The 19824-nt window shown below is 70.4% G+C and carries 14 protein-coding genes; 7 read left to right on the top strand and 7 right to left on the bottom strand.

What is annotated here, in order from left to right; genetic code table 11:
* Positions 1-93: 93 nt before the first annotated feature.
* On the bottom strand, positions 94-1086 hold the full coding sequence (locus ACYVNR_RS05195; protein ID WP_045191399.1) for an ABC transporter substrate-binding protein: 993 nt from the start codon (positions 1084-1086) through the stop codon (positions 94-96).
* A 278-nt stretch (positions 1087-1364) separates the two neighbouring features.
* On the opposite strand from ACYVNR_RS05195, the gene ACYVNR_RS05190 reads away from it, so the two are divergent.
* From ACYVNR_RS05190 to ACYVNR_RS05175, 4 genes are all read left to right on the top strand, one after another.
* Positions 1365-3917 carry an alpha-L-arabinofuranosidase C-terminal domain-containing protein gene (locus tag ACYVNR_RS05190; protein ID WP_461047042.1) on the top strand — a complete coding sequence of 851 codons (2553 nt, stop codon included), beginning with the start codon at positions 1365-1367 and terminating at the stop codon, positions 3915-3917.
* Positions 3918-3926: 9 nt separating this feature from the next.
* Positions 3927-5405, top strand: a complete 1479-nt coding sequence (locus tag ACYVNR_RS05185) for a family 43 glycosylhydrolase (RefSeq protein WP_461047039.1) — start codon at positions 3927-3929, stop codon at positions 5403-5405.
* Between the two features lie 76 nt (positions 5406-5481).
* Positions 5482-6477, top strand: a complete 996-nt coding sequence (locus ACYVNR_RS05180) for an aldose epimerase family protein (protein ID WP_461047037.1) — start codon at positions 5482-5484, stop codon at positions 6475-6477.
* Between the two features lie 69 nt (positions 6478-6546).
* On the top strand, positions 6547-8883 hold the full coding sequence (locus ACYVNR_RS05175; protein WP_461047035.1) for a heavy metal translocating P-type ATPase: 2337 nt from the start codon (positions 6547-6549) through the stop codon (positions 8881-8883).
* Between the two features lie 44 nt (positions 8884-8927).
* Here ACYVNR_RS05175 and ACYVNR_RS05170 read toward each other — a convergent pair whose 3' ends face one another.
* From ACYVNR_RS05170 to ACYVNR_RS05145, 6 genes are all read right to left on the bottom strand, one after another.
* On the bottom strand, positions 8928-11276 hold the full coding sequence (locus tag ACYVNR_RS05170) for a hypothetical protein (RefSeq protein ID WP_461047033.1): 2349 nt from the start codon (positions 11274-11276) through the stop codon (positions 8928-8930).
* Positions 11277-11394: 118 nt separating this feature from the next.
* Positions 11395-12087, bottom strand: coding sequence for a peptidoglycan-binding protein (locus ACYVNR_RS05165; protein ID WP_461047031.1), 693 nt, complete (start codon positions 12085-12087; stop codon positions 11395-11397).
* 121 nt (positions 12088-12208) lie between these two features.
* The gene (locus ACYVNR_RS05160) at positions 12209-13912 is read right to left on the bottom strand and encodes a glycoside hydrolase family 13 protein (protein WP_461047029.1); all 1704 of its coding nucleotides are present in this window, start codon (positions 13910-13912) and stop codon (positions 12209-12211) included.
* Between the two features lie 59 nt (positions 13913-13971).
* A complete protein-coding gene (locus tag ACYVNR_RS05155) occupies positions 13972-14796 on the bottom strand; it encodes a carbohydrate ABC transporter permease (RefSeq protein ID WP_045191477.1) in 825 nt (274 codons plus the stop codon).
* A 5-nt stretch (positions 14797-14801) separates the two neighbouring features.
* Positions 14802-15707 (bottom strand): carbohydrate ABC transporter permease, encoded by a 906-nt coding sequence (locus tag ACYVNR_RS05150; protein ID WP_082080953.1) that lies wholly within the window; start codon positions 15705-15707, stop codon positions 14802-14804.
* On the bottom strand, positions 15704-17068 hold the full coding sequence (locus tag ACYVNR_RS05145; RefSeq protein WP_461047026.1) for an ABC transporter substrate-binding protein: 1365 nt from the start codon (positions 17066-17068) through the stop codon (positions 15704-15706). The genes ACYVNR_RS05150 and ACYVNR_RS05145 overlap by 4 nt, the downstream gene beginning before the upstream one ends.
* 233 nt (positions 17069-17301) lie before the next feature.
* Here ACYVNR_RS05145 and ACYVNR_RS05140 point away from each other — a divergent pair, with 233 nt between their 5' ends.
* The 3 genes from ACYVNR_RS05140 (at position 17302) to ACYVNR_RS05130 (ending at position 19615) form a co-directional block, all read left to right on the top strand.
* Complete coding sequence (locus tag ACYVNR_RS05140; protein ID WP_461047024.1) at positions 17302-18336, top strand: LacI family DNA-binding transcriptional regulator; 1035 nt, start codon at positions 17302-17304, stop codon at positions 18334-18336.
* A 188-nt stretch (positions 18337-18524) separates the two neighbouring features.
* On the top strand, positions 18525-19106 hold the full coding sequence (locus ACYVNR_RS05135) for a hypothetical protein (RefSeq protein WP_461047022.1): 582 nt from the start codon (positions 18525-18527) through the stop codon (positions 19104-19106).
* A gap of 59 nt (positions 19107-19165) precedes the next feature.
* Positions 19166-19615: a MarR family winged helix-turn-helix transcriptional regulator gene (locus ACYVNR_RS05130; protein WP_461047020.1), complete on the top strand. Its 450-nt coding sequence runs from the start codon at positions 19166-19168 to the stop codon at positions 19613-19615.
* The last annotated feature ends 209 nt before the right edge of the window (positions 19616-19824 follow it).

Below are 19824 nucleotides of genomic sequence, written 5' to 3'. Positions count from 1 at the left end.
ACCCCCGCCACCACACCCGGAGGGTGGCGGGAGCCGTCGATCGGGCGAGGCGCGCGGCCCGGCGTGTGGGCCGCGCGACCTCGGGTCGGGGGCTCAGTACTTGCGCGAGGGCAGCGCCGTCTTGGCCTGCTCCTGGGTGAACGTCGTCTCCTCGGTCACCACGCGCTCGGGCACGGACTCACCGGCCACGACCTTCTTCGCGAGGTCCATGAGCTGGTCGCCGAGCAGTGGGCTGCACTCGACGATGTAGTTGATCTTGCCGTCGGCGAGGGCCTGCATGCCGTCGTGCACGGCGTCGACGGTGATGATCTTGATGTCCTTGCCCGGAACCTTGCCGGCGGCCTCGATGGCCTCGATCGCTCCGAGACCCATGTCGTCGTTGTGGGCGTAGACGACGTCGATCTTCGGGTTGGACTTGAGGAAGGCCTCCATGACCTGCTTGCCACCGGACCGGGTGAAGTCACCGGTCTGCGACGCGATGACCTTGATCTGCGGGGCCGCCTTGATGGCGTCGGCGAAACCCTCCTTGCGGTCGATCGCCGGTGCTGCGCCCGTCGTGCCCTGCAGCTCGACGACGTTGACCTCGCTCTTGCCCTCGCTGTCCTTGACGAGCCACTCGCCGGCCTTCTTGCCCTCGGCGACGAAGTCGGAGCCCAGGAAGGTCTTGTAGAGCGTCTTGTCCTCGGAGTCGACCGCCCGGTCGGTGAGGATGACGGGGATGTTGGCGCGCTTCGCCTCGAGCAGCACGGTGTCCCAACCGGTCTCGACGACGGGGCTGAAGGCGATGACGTCGACCTTCTGCTGGATGTAGCTGCGGATCGCCTTGATCTGGTTCTCCTGCTTCTGCTGCGCGTCGGAGAACTTCAGCTCGATGCCGGCGGTCTTGGCCGACTCCTGCACGTTCTTGGTGTTGGCAGTGCGCCAACCGGACTCGGCTCCGACCTGCGCGAAGCCCATGACGATCTTGTCGCCGCCCCCGGCGCCGGCGCCGGACGCACCGGCCGCGGCCCCGCTGGAGCTGCCACAGGCCGCGAGGGCCGCGACGGCGACGGCACTGACGGCCACCGGAAGGATCTTCTTCAGCACTGGACTTTCCTCCAAGCTCAGGACGCCCTCATTGGCGCCGTGGTGCGGCCGACCTCCTCGTCCGCCGTGGCAGTCAGGCCACTTGAGGCAAGAGTGTGAGCGTTAACATCGCGCCGCGTCAACCCCCCGTCCGAATCTTTTCTGCCCCCTTGACGCATGCGGAGTGGCTGCTATGTTAGCGCTCACTTTCGTGAGCAGGGCTGCTCCTGACCGGTGCTGCCCCGCGCGCGGAGGACACCCGGACCAGCCCCCTTCCTTTCCACGAAAGGCCCCACCCCATGACACACGCACGTGTCGTGGCGGGTCTGGCGACTGGCGTCCTCGGCGTCGGACTGCTCGCCGGGCTCCCGTCGGCGCAGGCCGCCGCCGGGACCGCCACTCCCGCCCCGCTCGACTACTCCATCACCGTCGACCCGGCGTCCACCGGACCGGCCATCGACGACTCCATGTACGGCGTCTTCTACGAGGACATCAACCGCGCCGCCGACGGCGGCCTCTACGCCGAGCTCGTCCAGAACCGCTCCTTCGAGTACTCGTCGGCCGACAACCGCTCCTACACCGGGCTCACGTCGTGGTCGACGTCCGCCACCGCCGGAGGTGCCGGCACGGCGACGACCGTCGACGACGCCGACCGGCTCGGCGAGCGCAACAGGAGCTACCTGCGCCTCGCCCTGGCGAACCCCACGGGGGCCACCTTCGGCGTGAGCAACGCCGGCTACAACACGGGCGTACGCGTGGAGGCCGGGAAGACGTACGACTTCAGTGTCTGGGCGCGCACCGACGCCGCCGCCGGCACCCCGCTCACGGTCACGCTGCGCGACGGCGGCCGCACGACGGCATACGCGGCGCCGCTGCGCATCGACGTCAAGGGCGACGCCTGGACGAAGTACGCCGGCAGCTTCGTCGCCACCGCCTCGACGACGTCCGGGCGTCTCGGCGTCGAGGCCGGCGGCACCGGCACTCTGCGGCTCGACATGGTCTCGCTCTTCCCCCGCGACACCTACAAGGGCCGCCCGAACGGCCTGCGCAAGGACCTCGCCGAGAAGGTCGCCGCCCTGCACCCCGGGTTCGTCCGCTTCCCGGGCGGCTGCCTCGTCAACACCGGGAGCATGTACGCGTACGACGCGGCGAACGGCTACCCGCGGGCCCGCAGCTACCAGTGGAAGGACACGATCGGGCCCGTCGAGCAACGCGCCACGAACGCGAACTTCTGGGGCTACAACCAGTCCTACGGGATCGGCTACTACGAGTACTTCCAGTTCTCCGAGGACATCGGCGCCCAGCCGGTGCCGGTGCTGCCCGCGCTCGTCACCGGCTGCGGCCAGAACCGTGCCACCGTCGACGACGCCCTCCTCCAGCGCCACATCCAGGACGCCCTCGACCTCATCGAGTTCGCCAACGGTCCCGTGACGAGCGAGTGGGGCGCCAAGCGCGCGGCCATGGGCCACCCGGCACCGTTCGGCCTCAAGCGGATCGCCATCGGAAACGAGGAGAACCTCCCCGACCAGTACTTCGCGAACTTCGTGAAGTTCGAGTCGGCCATCAAGGCCGCGCACCCCGACATCACGGTGATCTCGAACTCCGGGCCCGACGACACGGGGTCGACGTTCGACCGGCTGTGGGACCTCAACAAGGGCCACGGCACCGCCATGCTCGACGAGCACTACTACAACAGCCCGGACTGGTTCCTCCAGAACAACAAGCGCTACGACGCCTACGACCGCCAGGGCCCCAAGGTCTTCCTCGGCGAGTACGCCTCGCTCGACAACAAACTGCGCAACTCCCTCGCCGAGGCGGCCTACATGACGGGCCTCGAGCGCAACGCGGACGTCGTCAAGATGGCGTCCTACGCGCCGCTGCTGTCCAACATCGACTACGTGCAGTGGAAGCCGGACATGATCTGGTTCGACAACGCCGGCTCGTGGGGCTCCACGAGCTACGAGGTGCAGAAGCTCTTCATGAACAACGTCGGCGACGAGGTCGTCCCGAGCAGCGCGAGCGGCTCTGTCGCACAGGCGAAGCCGATCACCGGGGCCATCGGCCTGTCGACGTGGGCCACCGCCGCGAAGTACGACGACGTCACCGTGACCGGGGCCGACGGCACCCGGCTGTTCACGGACGACTTCTCCGGCGACGCGTCACGGTGGACGTCCCTCGCGAACCGCGGCACGTGGTCGGTGCAGGACGGCGCCTACGTCCAGTCCGACGCCGCCGCGCAGGACACGCTGGTGCGGGCAGGCGACGTCACCTGGCACGACTACGACCTGAACCTCAAGGCGACGAAGACCGCTGGCGCCGAGGGCTTCCTCATCGGCTTCGGCGTCAAGGACTCCGGCAACTACTACTGGTGGAACCTCGGCGGGTGGAACAACACCCAGGGCGCGGTCGAGAAGGCGGTGGGCGGTGCGAAGCAGACGCTCCTCGCCAAGCCCAACACCATCCAGACGGGCCGCACCTACGACGTCAGCGTCAAGGTGCGAGGCGGCCAGGTCGAGCTCTACCTCGACGGCGCGCTGTGGGGCAGCTTCCGCGACGACGCCGTGACCGAGCCGTTCGCGCAGGTCGTCACCCGCGACGTGGCGCGGCAGCAGCTCATCGTCAAGGTCGTCAACGCCCAGGACGCACCGGCACGCACACGCATCGACCTCGGCACGTCCCGCGTCGTGGGCAAGGCCGAGATGACCGTCATCTCCGGCGACCCCGAGGCCCAGAACACCCGCACGGCCCAGCCCGTGCAGCCGGTCACCTCGACCGTCAAGGGCATCGCGTCGACGTTCACCCGCACCTTCGAGCCGAACTCGGTGACCTTCCTCCGAGTCCAGATGAAGTAGGAGACCGCCATGACCCACGCACTCTCGCGACGTACCCTGCTGGGCGGCGGCCTCGGCGGGTTCGCGCTCGCCGCAAGTGGCCTCGCACTGCCACAGCTTGCCGGCCGTGCCCTTGCGGCCACCAGTCCACTCACGGACGCCCAGGTGTACGGCGCGCCCACCGCGAGCCCGCTCGTCTGGCAGCGCGCCGACCCGTTCGTCACGCTGCCCGTCTCCGGCACGTACTACTTCACCGGTTCCGTCCCGGAGTACGACCGCATCGTCGTGCGCGGTGCCGACACGATCACCGGCCTCGGGTCCGCCGCCGAGTCGGTCGTGTGGCGCCGTCCCACCTCCGGGCAGATGGGCGGACACATCTGGGCCCCCGAGCTGCACCGCATCGACGGCCGCTGGTACCTCTACTTCGCGGCCGGCGACGCGGGCAACGTCTTCAACATCCGCATGTACGTCATGGAGTCAGCTCTCGCCGACCCGCGGGAGCCCTCGGGCTGGGGCGCGCCACGACAGATCGTCACCCCCTGGTCGTCGTTCGCGCTCGACTCCACCACCTTCGAGCACCTCGGCCGGCGTTACCTCGTGTGGGCCCAGAGTGAGCCCGAGATCGCCGTCAACACGAGTCTCTACATCGCCGAGATGGCCTCCCCCTTCGCGCTCGCGAGCGCGCCGGTGCGCATCGCGACGCCGACACGGTCGTGGGAGGTGCAGGGCTTCAAGGTCAACGAGGGGCCGGCCGTGCTGGTGCGCAACGGCAGGGTGTTCATCACCTTCTCCGCGAGCGCCACGGACTCCCGGTACTGCATGGGCCTGCTGACGGCCGACGCCCGCTCGAACCTGCTCGACGCAGGGGCGTGGAGCAAGGGGGCCGACCCCGTGTTCACGACGAACGAGCAGACGCGGCAGTACGGCCCCGGCCACAACAGCTTCACCGTGGCCGAGGACGGCGTCACCGACGTCATGGTCTACCACGCCCGCGACTACCGCGACATCGTCGGCGACCCGCTCTACGACCCGAACCGGCACGCCCGCGCCCAGCGGCTCTACTGGCACCCCGACGGCACGCCGCTCCTCGGCGTGCCGGTGGGAACGGGCGGCCCGATCGTGCGGCTCTCCCCCGCCGACTCCGCGTCGTCGTTCGTCAGGCACTTCGCCTACGACCTGCGCGTGGACGCCGACGTGCGCGAGCTGGCCGACAGCCAGTTCCGTTTCATGCCGGGCAAAGCCGGCACGGACACGGTGTCACTGCAGTCGGTGAACTTCCCCGACCGGTTCGTGCGCGTGACCGGCACGAGCCTGCGCATCGACCCGGTCGACGAGGCCAGCAGCACGTATGCCGCCGAGGCGAGCTTCCGTCGGCAGCCGGGCCTCGCCAACCCGAGGGGCGTGTCCCTCCAGTCGGTCTCTGCGCCGGGGTCCTACCTTCGACACGACAAGGGTCGCCTCGTCGTGGGCCCGGCCTCGGGGTCGAAGTCGACCTTCCTGCTCAGCTGACGCTCCCCGGGGGCCGGCTCGCGACGTCGCGAGCCGGCCCCTGCCGCACCCGAACCCGACGCCCCCAGGAGACCAGATGACCAGCCCGTCCTCGATCGCGCTCACCGCAGACGGGATCATCCTCGAGGTGGTCACCGCGGGTGCAGCCGTCCGCCGGGTCACCCTGACCGACGAGGACCGACCCCTCGACGTGGTGCTCGGGTTCGGTGACCTGGCCGACTACGGCACGGGCCTCGACTACCTCGGCGCGACGATCGGTCGCTACGGCAACCGGATCCGCGCCGGCCGCTTCTCACTCGACGGCGTGGTGCACGAGCTCGCGACCAACGAGAACGGCAACACCCTCCACGGCGGTCCTGAGGGGTTCGACCGCCGGGAGTGGACGGTCCTGGATCGCGGCGACGCGCACGTCACCCTGGGCCTGCACAGCCCCGACGGCGACCAGGGCTTCCCGGGCGCCCTCGACGTCACCGTCACCTACACCGTGGCACCGGGTAGCGTGCGCATCGACTACCGTGCCACGACGGACCGCGACACCGTGGTCAGCCTCACCAACCACGCGTACTTCAACCTCGGCGGCGAGGGCAGCGGCCCGGTCGACGACCACACCCTCGCCGTGCCGGCCGACACCTTCACCGTCACCGATGCCGCGCTCCTGCCCACGGGCGAGCTGCGCGACGTGACCGGCACGCCCTTCGACCTGCGTGCCCCGCGCCGACTCGGTGACGTCCTGGCGACCGACGACGAGCAGCTGCGGCACGGCGGGGGCCTGGACCACAACTTCTCAGTCCGCGGCTCGGGACTGCGCGAGGTGGCCGTCCTCCGCGGAGCGTCCGGGCGCACCCTCGTCGTCGAGAGCGACCAGCCGGGCCTGCAGGTGTACTCCGGGGCGCACTTCGACGGCACGATCACCGGACCGGGGGGTACGGCCTACGCCGCCCGCGCGGGAATCGCTCTGGAGACCCAGGGCTTTCCCGACGCACCCAACCACGCCGGCTTCCCCTCGACCGTCCTGCGGGCCGGCGAGACGTACGCCAGCACGACGGCCTGGCGCTTCGGCCACGACGCCTGACGCCGCTTGCTCCTCGGGCCAGGTCGAGGAGCCTCTTGACTGCATACCCCATAGGGGTACCTTGGAAGTATGGACGGCAACCGTGAGGCCCCGACCGCTGAGTCGCGGTCACTGGTGCGCGACCCCGTCTGCGGCATGGACGTCGATCCGGCGATGACTGCGCACCACCACGAGCTGCAGGGCCACACCCACCACTTCTGCTCCGCCGGTTGCCGAGCCACCTTCATCGCGAATCCCCTTCATTTCCTTGGCAGTTCGGAGAACCCCAAGGCGCCAGCCGCCCGACCCGGCGATGACGTCGAGTGGACGTGTCCGATGCACCCGGAGATCCGCAGGCCGGGCCCCGGCTCGTGCCCCATCTGCGGGATGGCGCTCGAGCCCGTCACGGTGACCGCGGGCAGCGGTCCCAACCCCGAGCTGGCCGACATGACGCGACGGTTCGTCGTGGCGGTCGCGCTCAGCGTCCCTGTGCTCGTCCTCTCGATGGGCCGCGATCTCCTTCCCGCCCTGGAGGACGCCATCTCGGCGACGGCCGCCGGCTGGGCCCAGCTCGTCCTTGCCACACCCGTCGTGCTGTGGGCGGGCCGGCCGTTCTTCCAGCGCGGCTGGACCTCCGTTCGCACGATGAAGCTGAACATGTTCACGCTCATCGCGATGGGCACGGGTGTGGCGTGGCTCTTCAGCGTGGTCGCGACCGTCGCGCCCGGGGTGTTCCCGGAGGCGTTTCGCATGGACGGCGCCGTCGCCGTCTACTTCGAGGCGGCCGCCATCATCACCGCACTCGTCCTGCTCGGACAGGTCCTCGAGCTGCGCGCCCGCGAGAGCACATCCGGCGCCATCCGCGCACTGCTCGACCTGACGCCCAAGACGGCCCGCCGCATCGACCCGACCGGAACCGAGTCCGAGGTAACCCTCGACGAGGTGCAGCTCGGCGACCTGCTGCGCGTCCGTCCCGGCGAGTCGGTCCCCGTGGACGGCACGGTGCAGGAGGGCCGGTCGACGGTCGACGAGTCCATGGTCACGGGCGAGTCGATGCCGGTGACCAGAGGCGAGGGCGACAGCGTCATCGGCGGGACCGTGAACCAGACTGGGTCGATGGTCATCCGCGCCGAACGGGTCGGCCGCGACACCATGCTGGCCCGCATCGTGCAGATGGTCGCCGACGCCCAGAGGTCGCGTGCCCCGATCCAGCGGCTCGCCGACCGGGTCTCGGCGGTGTTCGTGCCCGCCGTCATCGTCGTCGCCGTGGTGGCGTTCGTCGTGTGGGCCACCGTGGGTCCCGACCCGCGGCTGGCCCACGGCCTCGTCGTCGCGGTCAGTGTCCTCATCATCGCCTGCCCGTGTGCGCTCGGCCTGGCGACGCCGGTGTCGATCATGGTCGGGGTCGGGCGGGGCGCCTCGCTCGGCGTTCTCATCAAGAACGCCGAGGCCCTGGAGGTCATGGAGAAGGTCGACACCCTCGTCGTCGACAAGACCGGCACCCTCACGGAAGGGCGCCCGTCGGTCACGCACGTCGCAACCGCCGACGGCGGCGACCGGGACGAGGTGCTCCGGCTCGCCGCCGCCGTCGAGCGCGCCAGCGAGCACCCGCTCGGACTGGCTGTCGTCAGCGCCGCACGGGACGCCGCGTTGGACCTTCCCGAGGTCACGGAGTTCGACGCGCCCAGCGGAAAGGGCGTCACCGGCCTCGTCGGAGGACGCCGGGTGCTTGTGGGTAGCAAGGCCTTCCTGACCGCCGAGGAAGTCGACACGGCACGCCTGGACGACCAGGCGGACGCCCTCCGTGCCGACGGGGCCAGCGCCGTCTACGCCGCGGTGGACGGCCGGGTGGCGGGAGTCCTCGCCATCGCCGACCCGGTGAAGGAGACGACTCCCGCAGCCCTGGCCGCCCTGCGAGAGGACGGCATCGAGGTCGTCATGCTCACCGGCGACAACGCGGTCACCGCGAACGCCGTGGCGCGGAACCTGGGCATCGACCGCGTCGAGGCAGAGGTGCTGCCCGAGCACAAGAGCGACGTCGTCAAGGAGCTCCGGTCGGAGGGCCGGGTCGTGGCGATGGCCGGCGACGGCGTCAACGACGCACCTGCCCTCACCGCGGCCGACGTCGGGATCGCGATGAGCACCGGCACCGACGTCGCCATCGAGAGCGCCGGAGTGACGCTGCTCAAGGGGGACCTCACCGGCATCGTGCGTTCCCGGGCCCTGTCGGTGGCGACCATGTCGAACATCCGTCAGAACCTCGTGTTCGCCTTCGTCTACAACGCCGCCGGCATACCGCTCGCCGCAGGCGTGCTCTACCCGACGTTCGGTCTGCTGCTCTCGCCGATGATCGCCGCGGCCGCCATGGCGCTGTCGTCCGTCAGCGTGATCGGAAACGCCCTCCGCCTGCGCAGCCAGCGCATCTGACCCGGCCGCCGTCACGGTGCCGTCACGGTGCCGTCACGGCGCCGTCACGGCCCCGTCGTCGCCCCAGCACTCGTGCTACCACTCGTCGGAGTCACAGCGCCGTCGGAGGTGGGGGTGGGCGCGGGGTCGCCGGAGGAACCGCTGTCGCCGTCGGCGCTGGTGGCGGGGGTCGACGTCGACGGATCCGGTCCTTCGACACCCCCGTCCTCCGTGGACCCGCCGTCCGGCGGGAGCGCGGGGTCCGTGCCGGTCGCGACGGTCGTGGGCGTCGTGCCGATCGTGGGAGTGGCGCCACTCTCACCACCGGCCGGCTCGCTCGGCGCGAGCGGTCCCTGCTCCTTCTCGATGATCTCGAGGATCTGCTGCTTGTACGCGGTGAGCCGTTCGTCGATCTCGGAGAGCGGGACCTCGGCGATATGAGCGCCGAACTCGGCGATCTGCTTCCAGACCGCGGCGATCTGCTGCTGCCCGGCTGCGCTCAGCGGACCGTCGAGGGTGACGAACAGCTGCGAAGCAAGTGCATAGGACAGGCAGTTCACACAGTCGTGGTTGACGGCGCCGGAGAGGTTCTGGGGAACGGCCACATGGTTGTCACCCGTCACCAGCACGACCTGGAAACCGACCGCCACCGCGGCGCAGTTCTCGCAGCTGGAGAAGGCGTACGCCTCGTTGGTGTTGAGTGCTGGGGAGTCGTCCTCGATCCAGACCAGGGCGAACGCCACGTCGTAGCGGATCGTGTTGTCGGTCGTGTTCACGGCCAGTGCCTGGTTGTCTCCGGCGTCCGGGGCGAGCGGCTTGTCGAACGGGAAGACCCAGCCTGTGGCCCCTGGCGGGATGCTGTCAGGGCCCGGGCCGGGAGCACCCGGGCCGGCGCCGTGCGGAACCAGCACCATGGCCAGCTGTGGCTTCTCACGAGTCGGGCGCGGGTCGTTCCTGCCCCAGCCCGCGACCACGCTCCCGCGGCCGCCCTCGGCAAGGCCCGTCGGGGAGGGCCGAAGCCCCGGTGACGCCGGAAGGGCCTGGACGGCCTGCACGAGGGTGCCGCCTTCATACGGTTGCACCGGACGGTAGCTCCCCTCCCGAGGCCACCAGGCCCAGGTGAGGCCGGCCACGACTGCCAGTGCGACGACGACGACCACCCCGCGTTGCACCGGCGCGCCACGAGTGCGCCGCATCGCCGCACCGACGACCTGTCGCACCAGACGAGCCAGCAGCACCGCCATGGCCAGGATCGGGAAGGCGACCGCGAGGATCGCCACGCCGCGTGCGCCGACCGCTACGAGGTCGGTGTCGGCCCACGCCCGCGCCAGGGCCTCGGTCTGGGCGCCGAGACTGCGCCACGCGGTGCCGAGGACCCGCGGAAGGGCGATGACCATCGTGAAGACCGAGAAGGCCAGCATCGGCACGACGACGAGCACCCACACGGTCACGACCGCGCGCGCCCAGGGCTTGAGGACCTGCGACTCGGGGTCCTTCCACCGCCAGGGAAGGATGCCGAGCAGGGTCGGCCCGATGCGGTGGAAGAGGTCCGGCACTCCCGTGACGTCGGCGAGCACGTGGTATCCGTCGAAGCGGACCAGCGGCGTCAGCTGCCGCACCATCTGGAGGATCTGCGCCGCCACGACGAGTAGCAGCGCGTCCCAGTGCGTGAGCCACCAGACCCCCGCGGTCGCCACCGCGACCATCGCGTTGAAGTAGAGGCCGCCGAGGTCGGTGCGGACCCGCCCGGCCCGGCCGAGCCGGTAGGAGTCGGTGACGTCGGTGTAGAACGCCGGCCAGACCAGGTAGATGCCCGCCCCCATGACACCCGGGGTTGCGCCGCCTCGTCGGGCGGCCGCGGCGTGCCCGAACTCGTGGAAGCCGGCCGACAGCACGGTGACGAGCACGACGACGAGCAGCAGGCCCGGCTGGTCGAACGCCTGGTACGTCGCGGACGCCAACCCCTCGTGGAACAGCACCCACCAGCTGACGGCCAGGAAGACCGCCACGACGAGCGCCACGAGCACGGGGTGGAACAGCCGGGCGAACGGTGCCGTCAGGCGCCGCGTCAGGTCGGGGTCGCTCACGGCGTACTTGAACCGCAGGGCGAGCAGCGGGTCGGACTTCTTCAGCTCGGGCTGCCTGCCGTCCGCGCGCGCAAGCAGGCCCAGCGGTCGCAGCTGCTCGTCGACCAGGGTGCGCACGTTCTCGCCGGTCACGGTGCGCCCCTGCACCGCGGTGATGTGGGCACCCAGCTCGTCATAGGACCGCTGACCGTCGACCGACGCCAGCACCAGGTAGAGCAGTGGCGTGAGCTGGAAGGTCTGGCCGTCCTGCCTCCGCACGAGTGACGGCGGCACCCGGTAGCCCGACCCGGCCATCTCGCCGATCAGCTCGACGCCCTCGGCTCGCACGGGTGCAGCCAACACAGGCGGGTCGCCTTGGGGCGCAGCGATTCCGGACGCGGCGGGGAGCGACGACTCCACGCCGTCGTTCCCCGGCGTCCGGCCGGACAGGATCGTCACGTGCCGGCTACTGCGTGATGTCGGAGGTCTGGTCCGACGTGGCCTCGGCAGACCCGGTGATGTCCTGGTTGATGATCGCGTCCTGCTGCGACACCGCCACGGCGTCGCTGCCGACCGAACCGACGTTCGCGGCGACCGCGGCGTCGATGGGTGCAGCGACGTTGGCGTTCGCCGCGACGGCGCCGTTGATGGGCGCGGCCACGTCGGCGTCGGCGTCCACGTTGACGTTGACGTCGAGCAGGTCGCCGTCGAACAGGCCGCCGCTGGTGACGCTGCCCGTCGGGTCGGTCGTCGGCTCGGTCGCACCCTCGGTGGCTGTGCCCGTCGGGGCGCTGCCGTCGGTCGCGGGCGCGGCCGAGCCGCCGTCGACGACGTCGTTGCCCTGGTCGATCCCGCTGTCCTGCGTGGCGTTCGCGGTCGCGTCGGTGTCGAGGCCCTGGTCGATGAGCACGCCCTGGTCGCTGAGCGCCTGGGCACTCGAGTCGACCGAGAGGATGTTGGCTCCGACCGCAGCGTCGATCGGTGCGGCGACGTTGGCGTTCGCGGCGACGGCGAGGTCGATCGGGGCTGCGGCGTCGATGGCGAGGTCGATGTCGGCGTTGAGGTCGAGGATCGAGACGACCTCCTTGTCGGGCAGCGCGGTCGAGGTCTCGGCAGCGAGCTCCTCGGCCGACAGGCCGGCGGTCGGGTGGTCACTCATCGCAGGTCTCCGTTCTCGGCGGGCCGTCACTTGGTTGACGTCGGTCAGGCCCGTACCCGTCCGATTTGTCCTGCAACCACGGCCCCCCGCCCGGGACGACTCGTCGGGTCGTTGTCGACTCCTACTCCTCGCGCGCAGGGCGGAACCAGGCAGCAGCCTCGGAAGACAGCTCGGCGTATGCCGTCCGGCCCGTCTCGCTCCCGGGCTCGCTCCCGGGCTCGCTCCCGGGCTCGCTCCCGGGCTCGCTCGTGAGCAGCAGCTGTCCCGGCACCGGAACCGGGCGCGCGGAGAGGTTGACCATGCACTGCCACCCCTCGGAGCGCTCGAACCGCAGCACCTCCGCATCCCCGGTGTCGATCCACGCGAAGTGCTCGTCCTGAACCAGACTGCGGCGCAAGGCGATCGCCTGCCGGTAGAGCTCGAGCGTGCTGCCGGCGCGTCCGCCTTGGGGCGCGGCGGCATACGCCCCGAACCACGCGGGCTGCGGCAGCCACGAGCCGTTGTCGCCGAAACCGAACGAGCTGCCCTCGGGGGTCCACGGCAGGGGAACCCGGCATCCGTCGCGGCCCTTGAGCTGATGACCGGTGCGCTCGTGGACGGGGTCCTGCAGGACGTCGGCCGGCAGGTCGGCCGCCTCGAGCAGGCCCAGCTCCTCCCCCTGGTAGAGGTAGGCCGACCCGGGCAGCGCGAGCATCAGGACGGTGGCGGCCCGTGCCCGGCGGGCAGCGACCTCCGGGTCCAGCGGCACGAGGGTCCCGTCGCTGCTCAGCCACGCATCGAGGTCGGTGCCGACGGGCAGCGCGTACCGGGTGGCGTGGCGGGGCACGTCGTGGCTCGAGAGCACCCACGTCATGGCCCCGCCGATGGAGGTGTGCTCCTCGATCGACCGGCTGATGACGGTTCGGAGCTGGTCAGGGTGCCACTCGGCCTTGAGCAGCGAGAAGTCGAAGACCTGGCCCAGCTCGTCCGGCCGGCCGTAGAGGTAGGTGCGGCTCGAGGTGGGGGTCCACGTCTCGGCCACGGCCATCCGCGGAGGGTCGTACTCGTCGAACACCTTGCGCCAGGAGCGATAGATCTCGTGGACCTCGTCGCGGTCGTAGAGCGGGTCGGAGCCGTCGAGCGGCAGCACGCGGTCGAGGTCGGGCTGGCTGCGCAGCGGGTGCGACAGGTCCTTCGCGAGGGAGTGCGCCACGTCGATGCGGAAGCCGTCGACCCCCCGGTCGGCCCAGAAGCGAAGGGTGTCGAGGAAGTACTCGCGCACCTGCTCGTCGTCCCAGTTGAGGTCGGGCTGCTCGCGGGCGAAGAGGTGGCAGTACCACTGGCCGTCGTCGGTGCGCTCCCAGGCCGAGCCCCCGAAGTGAGACTGCCAGTCGGCGGGCGGCTCGCTGCCTCCCGGGCCGGTTCCGTCGCGGAAGATGTAGCGCCGCCGTTCGGCGGAGCCCGGGCCCGCCCGGAGGGCCTCGAGGAACCAGGGGTGCTGGTCGGACGTGTGGTTGGGGACGATGTCGACGATCACCTTGATGCCGCGCTCGTGGGCATCGGTGACCAGCGCGTCGAAGTCGTCGAGGGTGCCGAGACGTGGGTCGACGTCGCGGTGGTCGGTGATGTCGTAGCCGCCGTCGGCCAGTGGCGAGGGGTAGAAGGGGCTCAGCCAGATCGCGTCGATGCCGAGCTCGGCGAGGTGGGACAGCCGGCTGCGGACGCCGGGAAGGTCGCCGATCCCGTCACCGTTCGCGTCGGCGAAGCTGCGTGGGTAGACCTGGTAGACGACGGCGGTGCGCCACCAGTCGCGGTCGGTCGTGGCGCTGGGCGGGGTCATCGACATGACGGGGAAGCTCCCTGTACTGGCGGGGGTGGGTGGGTGGGGTGGTCGGCCTGCCGCGCTCAGCCCTTGACGGCGCCGGCGAGCATGGCCCGGATGAAGTACTTCTGGAAGAGGAGGAACACGAGGATCGTCGGCGCCATGATGAGCAGCGCGCCGGCGTTGAGCAGCACCACGTCGGTTGAGTGGGCTCCGACGAATCCCTGCAGCGCCCCTGCCATGGTCCGCTTGTTCGGGTCGTCGATGAGCACGATCGCGAGCAGGAACTGGTTCCACGTGCTGAGGAACATCAGCACGCCGAGCGAGGCCAGCGCGGGGACGGCGAGCGGGAGCTGGATGTGACGGAACGCCTTCCACGGCCCGGCCCCGTCGATCGAGCTCGACTCGGAGATCTCCGCCGGCACGGACTGGAAGTGCGTGCGCATCCAGAAGACGGCGAAGGGCATGTTCAGGCCGATGAGCGGCAGGATGAGGCCGAGCTGGGTGTTGAGCAGGCCCAGCTGCTGCATCTGGTAGTAGAGCGGCACGACGACGATCTCGTAGGGCAGCGTCAACCCGAGGAGCAGGAGCAGGAAGAAGACGTTGCCGAAGGGGATCCGCAGCTGGGCGATGGCGTACGCGGCCATCGCGGAGATGAGCATCGCGATCGGCACGACGCCGACGACGAGCACGGCGCTCGACTGGACGAGGGTCGTGATGTTGGCGACGTTCCAGGCGTCGACGAAGTTGTGCCACTGGGGGTTCGTCGGGAACGAGATGCCCGCGGGCGCGCTCCCCTGCGGCTGGAGGGCCGCCGAGAACATCGACAGGAGCGGGAAGACGGAGAAGAGCGCGGCTGCGGTGAGCAGAACGGTCTTGGGCGCGGTGTCGCGCAGTCGAGCGAGCACGGGGATCACTTCTCCCTGAAGAGGCGCTGGATGGGCAGGATGACCGCGAGCACGATGAGGCTCAGCACGACGGCGAGCGCCGACGACTGGCCGATCCGGTTCTCGGTGAAGGCGAGCTGGTAGACCTGCACGCCCGGCACCTGCGTCGAGTAGCCGGGACCGCCCTGGGTCGACATGAAGACCACGTCGAAGCTCGCGAGAGCGGCGATGATGGTGATGGTGACGCAGACGCCGATCTCCTGTCGGAGCCCGGGGAGGGTGATGGCCCGGAACTGGTGGTAGCGGTTGGCGCCGTCGAGCGAGGCCGCCTCGTAGAGGCTCCCGTCGATCTTGCCGATGCCGGCCATGAGCAGCAGCGTGCAGAGGCCGGTCGCGAGCCAGGTGCCGATGATGCCGACCGCAGGCAGCGCCCACGTGAAGTCGCCGAGCCAGGCCCGCGTCAGCGCGTCGAGGCCGAGCGCCCGCAGCAGCTGGTTGACGGCGCCGCCGGGCGAGTACATCCACGTCCAGGCGATGGCCGAGGCCGCCCCGGGGATGATCTGCGGCAGGAACATCAGCGTGCGCGCCGCGCCGCCCGCCCACTTCGACCGGATCTCGCGCACGATCGAGGCCACGACGAGCCCGAGCAGCACCGGCAGGAACGTGAAGAAGATGATGAGGATGAAGGAGTGCACGATCGAGGCGAGCAGCTGTGGCTCGGTGAAGACCCGCGTGTAGTTGGCGAGGCCGACCGGCTTGCTGACGTTGATGCCGTCCCAGTCGAAGAACGAGTACTGGACGGCCGTGATGATCGGGTACAGCTCGAACACGGCATACATGACGAGGGCGGGGAGGGCGAAGAGCCAGCCCGCCCAGCGAGCCCTCGACCTGACGCCGAGGTCCGCGCGAGACAGGACACCGACGCCGGTCATCGCTTCAGCTCCTCGTCGTACTTGGTCTGCACGCTGGTGAGGAACTGCTCGGGCGTCGAGCTGCCCTCGAAGAGCAGCTGGCTCTCCGGCGTCCAGGCCCGGTTCGAGATCCCGGCCGTGGCGTTCTGCACGAAGGGCACCTGGCCACCCGCCGCGGAGACCTCGCCGAAGGCCTTCGTCACGTCACCGAGCACCGAGCCGCTCTTGATCGTCGGGGCCGTCTGCGAGCTGAGGCCGCTCGGCATGAAGCCGTTGTCGACGGCGATCTGGCGAGCCTCGTCGCTCGAGAGGAAGTCGAGGAACGCGGCAGCAGCGTCCTTGTTCTCGGACTTGGACGGGATGCCGAAAGCGGTTGCGGCGTCGGACATCGCGGCGACCTGGCCGCCGGCCGTCGCAGGCGGCATCGGGAAGAATCCGACCTGACCGGGCATCGTCTTGTCGAGGTTCGCCGCGTCCCAGTTGCCCCACGGGAAGAAGAGGCCCTTGCCGGAGGCGAAGAGCGCGTCGGCCGCGGTGGCGTCGAGGGCGTTGACCGAGGCGGGGAAGAGCCCGGCAGAGTTCCAGCCCTGCACCGTCTTGGCGGCGGCGACGGCCTCCGGGGTGTTGATCGTCGCGCCCGGCGCGTTGAAAACCCACTTCGAAACGTTCTCGGGGCCCATGGCGGAGTTGACGAGCAGCTGGAACGGGAAGACGCCACCACCCTCCTTGTTCGCGACGACCATCCCGGTCAGCCCGGCCGCCTTGGCCCTGTCCATGTAGCCGGCGAGCTCGTCGACCGTCTTCGGCGGGGCCGTCATGCCGACCTGCTGCGCGAGCTTCTTGTTGTAGTAGAGGCCCGTCATCGTGAAGCCGCTCGCCTTGGCGTAGAGCGAGCCCGAGCCGGCCACGCCGTCCTTCGCGCGGAACTGCGCGAGCTGCGAGGCGGGCAGCTTGTCCCAGCCGTATGCCGTCGCGTAGGCGTCGAGGTTCGTGAGCAGGTTGTTCTTCGTGCCCGCTGTCACGGAGATGACGCGCACGAGGTCGGGCGGGGTGGCCGAGGCGAGCTGCCGCGGCTGGTTCTGCGTCGTCACGTTGTCGGGGTCGTAGGTCGGGGTGATCGTCACGGTGGGGTGCTTCTTGGTGAACGCGGCGATGAGCGCGTCGTCGACGGCCTTGAGGCCCTGGCCGTCGTAGAGCCTGAGCGCCACGGGCTGCGAGCCGACCGAGGTGCTGACGGTGGTCGGTGTCGCGTCGGCCGCCGCCGCGTCGGACGCGGCGGGCCCGGGGGCGGAGCAGCCGGCAGCTCCGGCGACGGTGAGGGCGCCAAGCGCCACGACGACGGATCGACGGGTGGGACGGGAACGGTGACCTGCGTGCTGCATGGATTCCTCCTGCGTCGTTGAAGGAGCCGGCCACCTCGTGTCGCCGACCACTGCCTCATCCAGAGGCGGGATGGAAGCGCTGGAAACGTTTCCATTTCCGATGGTGATGGCAGTCGAGGACGTCTGTCAATGTAGAGCTCCGGAATTCAAGACGGCTGCGTCTCCCCCATGGCGCGCCACGCGCGCCGAAGGCCCGCTGCATGGATGCGTTTCCAGTGACGTACGGTGTACCCGTGGACGACTTGACCGCATCTCGCGCCCCGTCGAAGGTGACCCTGGTCGACATCGCCCGGCTGGCCGGCGTCGGCGTCGGTACCGCGTCGCGGGCCCTGAGCAACGCCAAGAACGTCGCCCCCGCCACCCGGGCGCGCGTCCTGCGCGTGGCCGAGGAGCACAACTACGTCGTCTCTCCCGAGGCGTCCAGGCTGGCCAAGGGCAACACCGGGCGCGTCGCCCTCGTCGTCCCCCACCTGTCCCGCTGGTTCTTCGGGTCCGTCGTCGAGGGGCTGGACTCGGTGCTGCGCGAGGCCGAGCTCGACGTGCTGCTCTACCAGGTCGGCGACGCCCGCGACCGGCGCGACTTCTTCGACCGGCTCCCGGCCCGCCGCAAGGTCGACGCGGTCGTCGTCGTCGGCTTCCAGGTCGAGGACGACGAGCGCACGCGCATGGAGACCATGGGAGTTCACATCGTGGCCGCGGGCGGCCAGTCGGCGGCCTACCCGTCCGTGCACATCGACGACTACGAGGCCAGCCGGCAGGCCGTCGACCACCTGCTCCATCTCGGCCACACGCGCATCGGCATGCTCGAGGCCGTCGACCCGGACCAGCCCAACCTCAGCGCAACCCGCTCGCCCGCCTACTACGACGCGCTCGAACGCGCCGGCCTACCGGCGGACCCGACCCTCGTCGTCACCGCGCCCTGGGGCGGCGAGCACGGCGCCGCCTCGATGGGGCGGCTGCTCGGGCATGCCGAGCCACCGACCGCGGTGTTCGCCCACTCCGACGAGGTGGCCCTGGGCGCCATCCGCACCCTGCGACGTGCCGGGCTGCGTCCCGGAGACGACGTGTCGGTGGTGGGGATCGACGACCACCCGATGGCCGAGCTCACCGACCTCACGACCGTCCGGCAGCGGCCCGTCGAGCAGGGCGTCATCGCAGGCCGGCTGGTCCTCGACCTCCTCGGGGGCGGGGTGGCACCGCAGGCCTCCACGACCCTGCCCACCGAGCTGGTCGTTCGGGGCAGCACGGCCCCACCGCTTCGCCGCTGAGGGACCTTGACGTGGGGTAGTGCGAGATCGCATCATCTAGGTACTGCGATTTCGCAGCATCTCGTCCGCGAGACCCCGAGGAGCCCCCTGTGTCCACCACACGCACCAAGCCCGTCACACTGCCCCGCCACTCGAGCCCGAGCGACGACCCGGGGGTCACTGGGTCCGTCGCGAGAACGATGGCGCGGATGGCACGAGGGCGCGTGCTGCTCGGGAGCGGCGCGGCGTACGCCACGTTCGCGACCGTCTTCTTCGCGACCTCCCTGCCGTTCACCATCCCCCGGGTCGAGGCCGTATGCCGGCAGGCGCCACCCGACGTGCGCTTCGCTCCCAGCGCCACGGCCGTCCTGCGCTTCCTCGACGCGTGCGGGGTCGCGGGCCGCGAGAGCTACCGCAACCTGCAGCTGGCGGACCTCGCCTACCCCGCCGTGTTCGGCCTCTTCCTCGCCACGGCGCTGGCCTTCGTCATCTCCCGACTCACGCGGCCCGACTCACGGCTCATCGCCCTCTCGGTCCTGCCGCTCCTCGGCGCCGCTTTCGACTACCTCGAGAACGCCTGCGCCTGGCTGGCGCTCGCGGCCCACCCCGAGCCGAGCGTGGCGAGTTCCCTGTTCGGCCTGGCGTCGGGGGCCAAGAGCATCGCCTCCTGGGCGGCGGGCCTCGTGCTCGTCGGGGTCGTGGTCCTGCTCCTCGCGCGCACGACCCGCGACAGGTGGCGTGCGTCCCGAGGCGAAGTGGGCGCGGTCCGCGACGACGCTGGCCGACAGTGATGGCACGAGAGAGCTCACCGCCCGGTCCGTCGAGCCGAGGCGAGAGCGGGGCGCCGGAGGTGCCTGAGGGGCTGTCCAACGTGCTCTTCGACGTCTGGCTGGTGTCCCGGGCCGCAACCGCCCTCATCGACGAAGCCATCCGGGAGTCGGGGCTCGACGCCGACGAGTTCGCGATCTACTCGATCCTCGCCTCGACACGCGGGATGACGCCGAGCGAGCTGGCGCGCTGGATGGCCGCCCCGCCGACGACGGTGTCCAGCTACATCAAGCGGTTCGAACGACGCGGCCACGTGCGCAAGGCCGCTCACCCCGAGGACCGAAGGTCGTACCACGTGCTCCTGACCGCCGACGGCGTGGGGGCTCACCTCGCCGCGGGAGCGCGGTTCCTGCCGCTGCTGGGCGACGTCCAGAGCCGGCTCGGGCGCGCGGGGGCGGACACCCATCGGCGGCTGCGCCGCCTGCACGAGTGTCTCGCCACCCTCGACGGTGAGCGGCACCAGGAGCGGTGACCCGACCCGCGCGAACCCGTACGCCGTCGAGGCGTGGACGTCGCGCTGCACCAAGAGCGTCAGACGCGAGAGAGAACGCGCGGGCCGGGCAGTCCCGAGAACTGAGGATCTATGTCGAGTGCTATAGATTTGGTGTACCACGCGTGCCATCCTTAAGCAAGAGGGCGAATGGACCACGACCCTCGACGGCCATCAGGTCAGGAGGTCCA

The organism is Terrabacter koreensis (assembly GCF_054783315.1).
This window is presented reverse-complemented; position numbering and strand designations above follow the sequence as displayed.

Coding starts and splice junctions, on each gene's coding strand:
- ACYVNR_RS05190 (WP_461047042.1), top strand. CDS start 1,365: ATGACACACGCACGTGTCGTGGCGGGTCTGGCGACTGGCGTCCTCGGC.
- ACYVNR_RS05185 (WP_461047039.1), top strand. CDS start 3,927: ATGACCCACGCACTCTCGCGACGTACCCTGCTGGGCGGCGGCCTCGGC.
- ACYVNR_RS05180 (WP_461047037.1), top strand. CDS start 5,482: ATGACCAGCCCGTCCTCGATCGCGCTCACCGCAGACGGGATCATCCTC.
- ACYVNR_RS05175 (WP_461047035.1), top strand. CDS start 6,547: ATGGACGGCAACCGTGAGGCCCCGACCGCTGAGTCGCGGTCACTGGTG.
- ACYVNR_RS05165 (WP_461047031.1), bottom strand. CDS start 12,087: ATGAGTGACCACCCGACCGCCGGCCTGTCGGCCGAGGAGCTCGCTGCC.
- ACYVNR_RS05160 (WP_461047029.1), bottom strand. CDS start 13,912: ATGTCGATGACCCCGCCCAGCGCCACGACCGACCGCGACTGGTGGCGC.
- ACYVNR_RS05150 (WP_082080953.1), bottom strand. CDS start 15,707: ATGACCGGCGTCGGTGTCCTGTCTCGCGCGGACCTCGGCGTCAGGTCG.
- ACYVNR_RS05145 (WP_461047026.1), bottom strand. CDS start 17,068: ATGCAGCACGCAGGTCACCGTTCCCGTCCCACCCGTCGATCCGTCGTC.
- ACYVNR_RS05135 (WP_461047022.1), top strand. CDS start 18,525: ATGGCACGAGGGCGCGTGCTGCTCGGGAGCGGCGCGGCGTACGCCACG.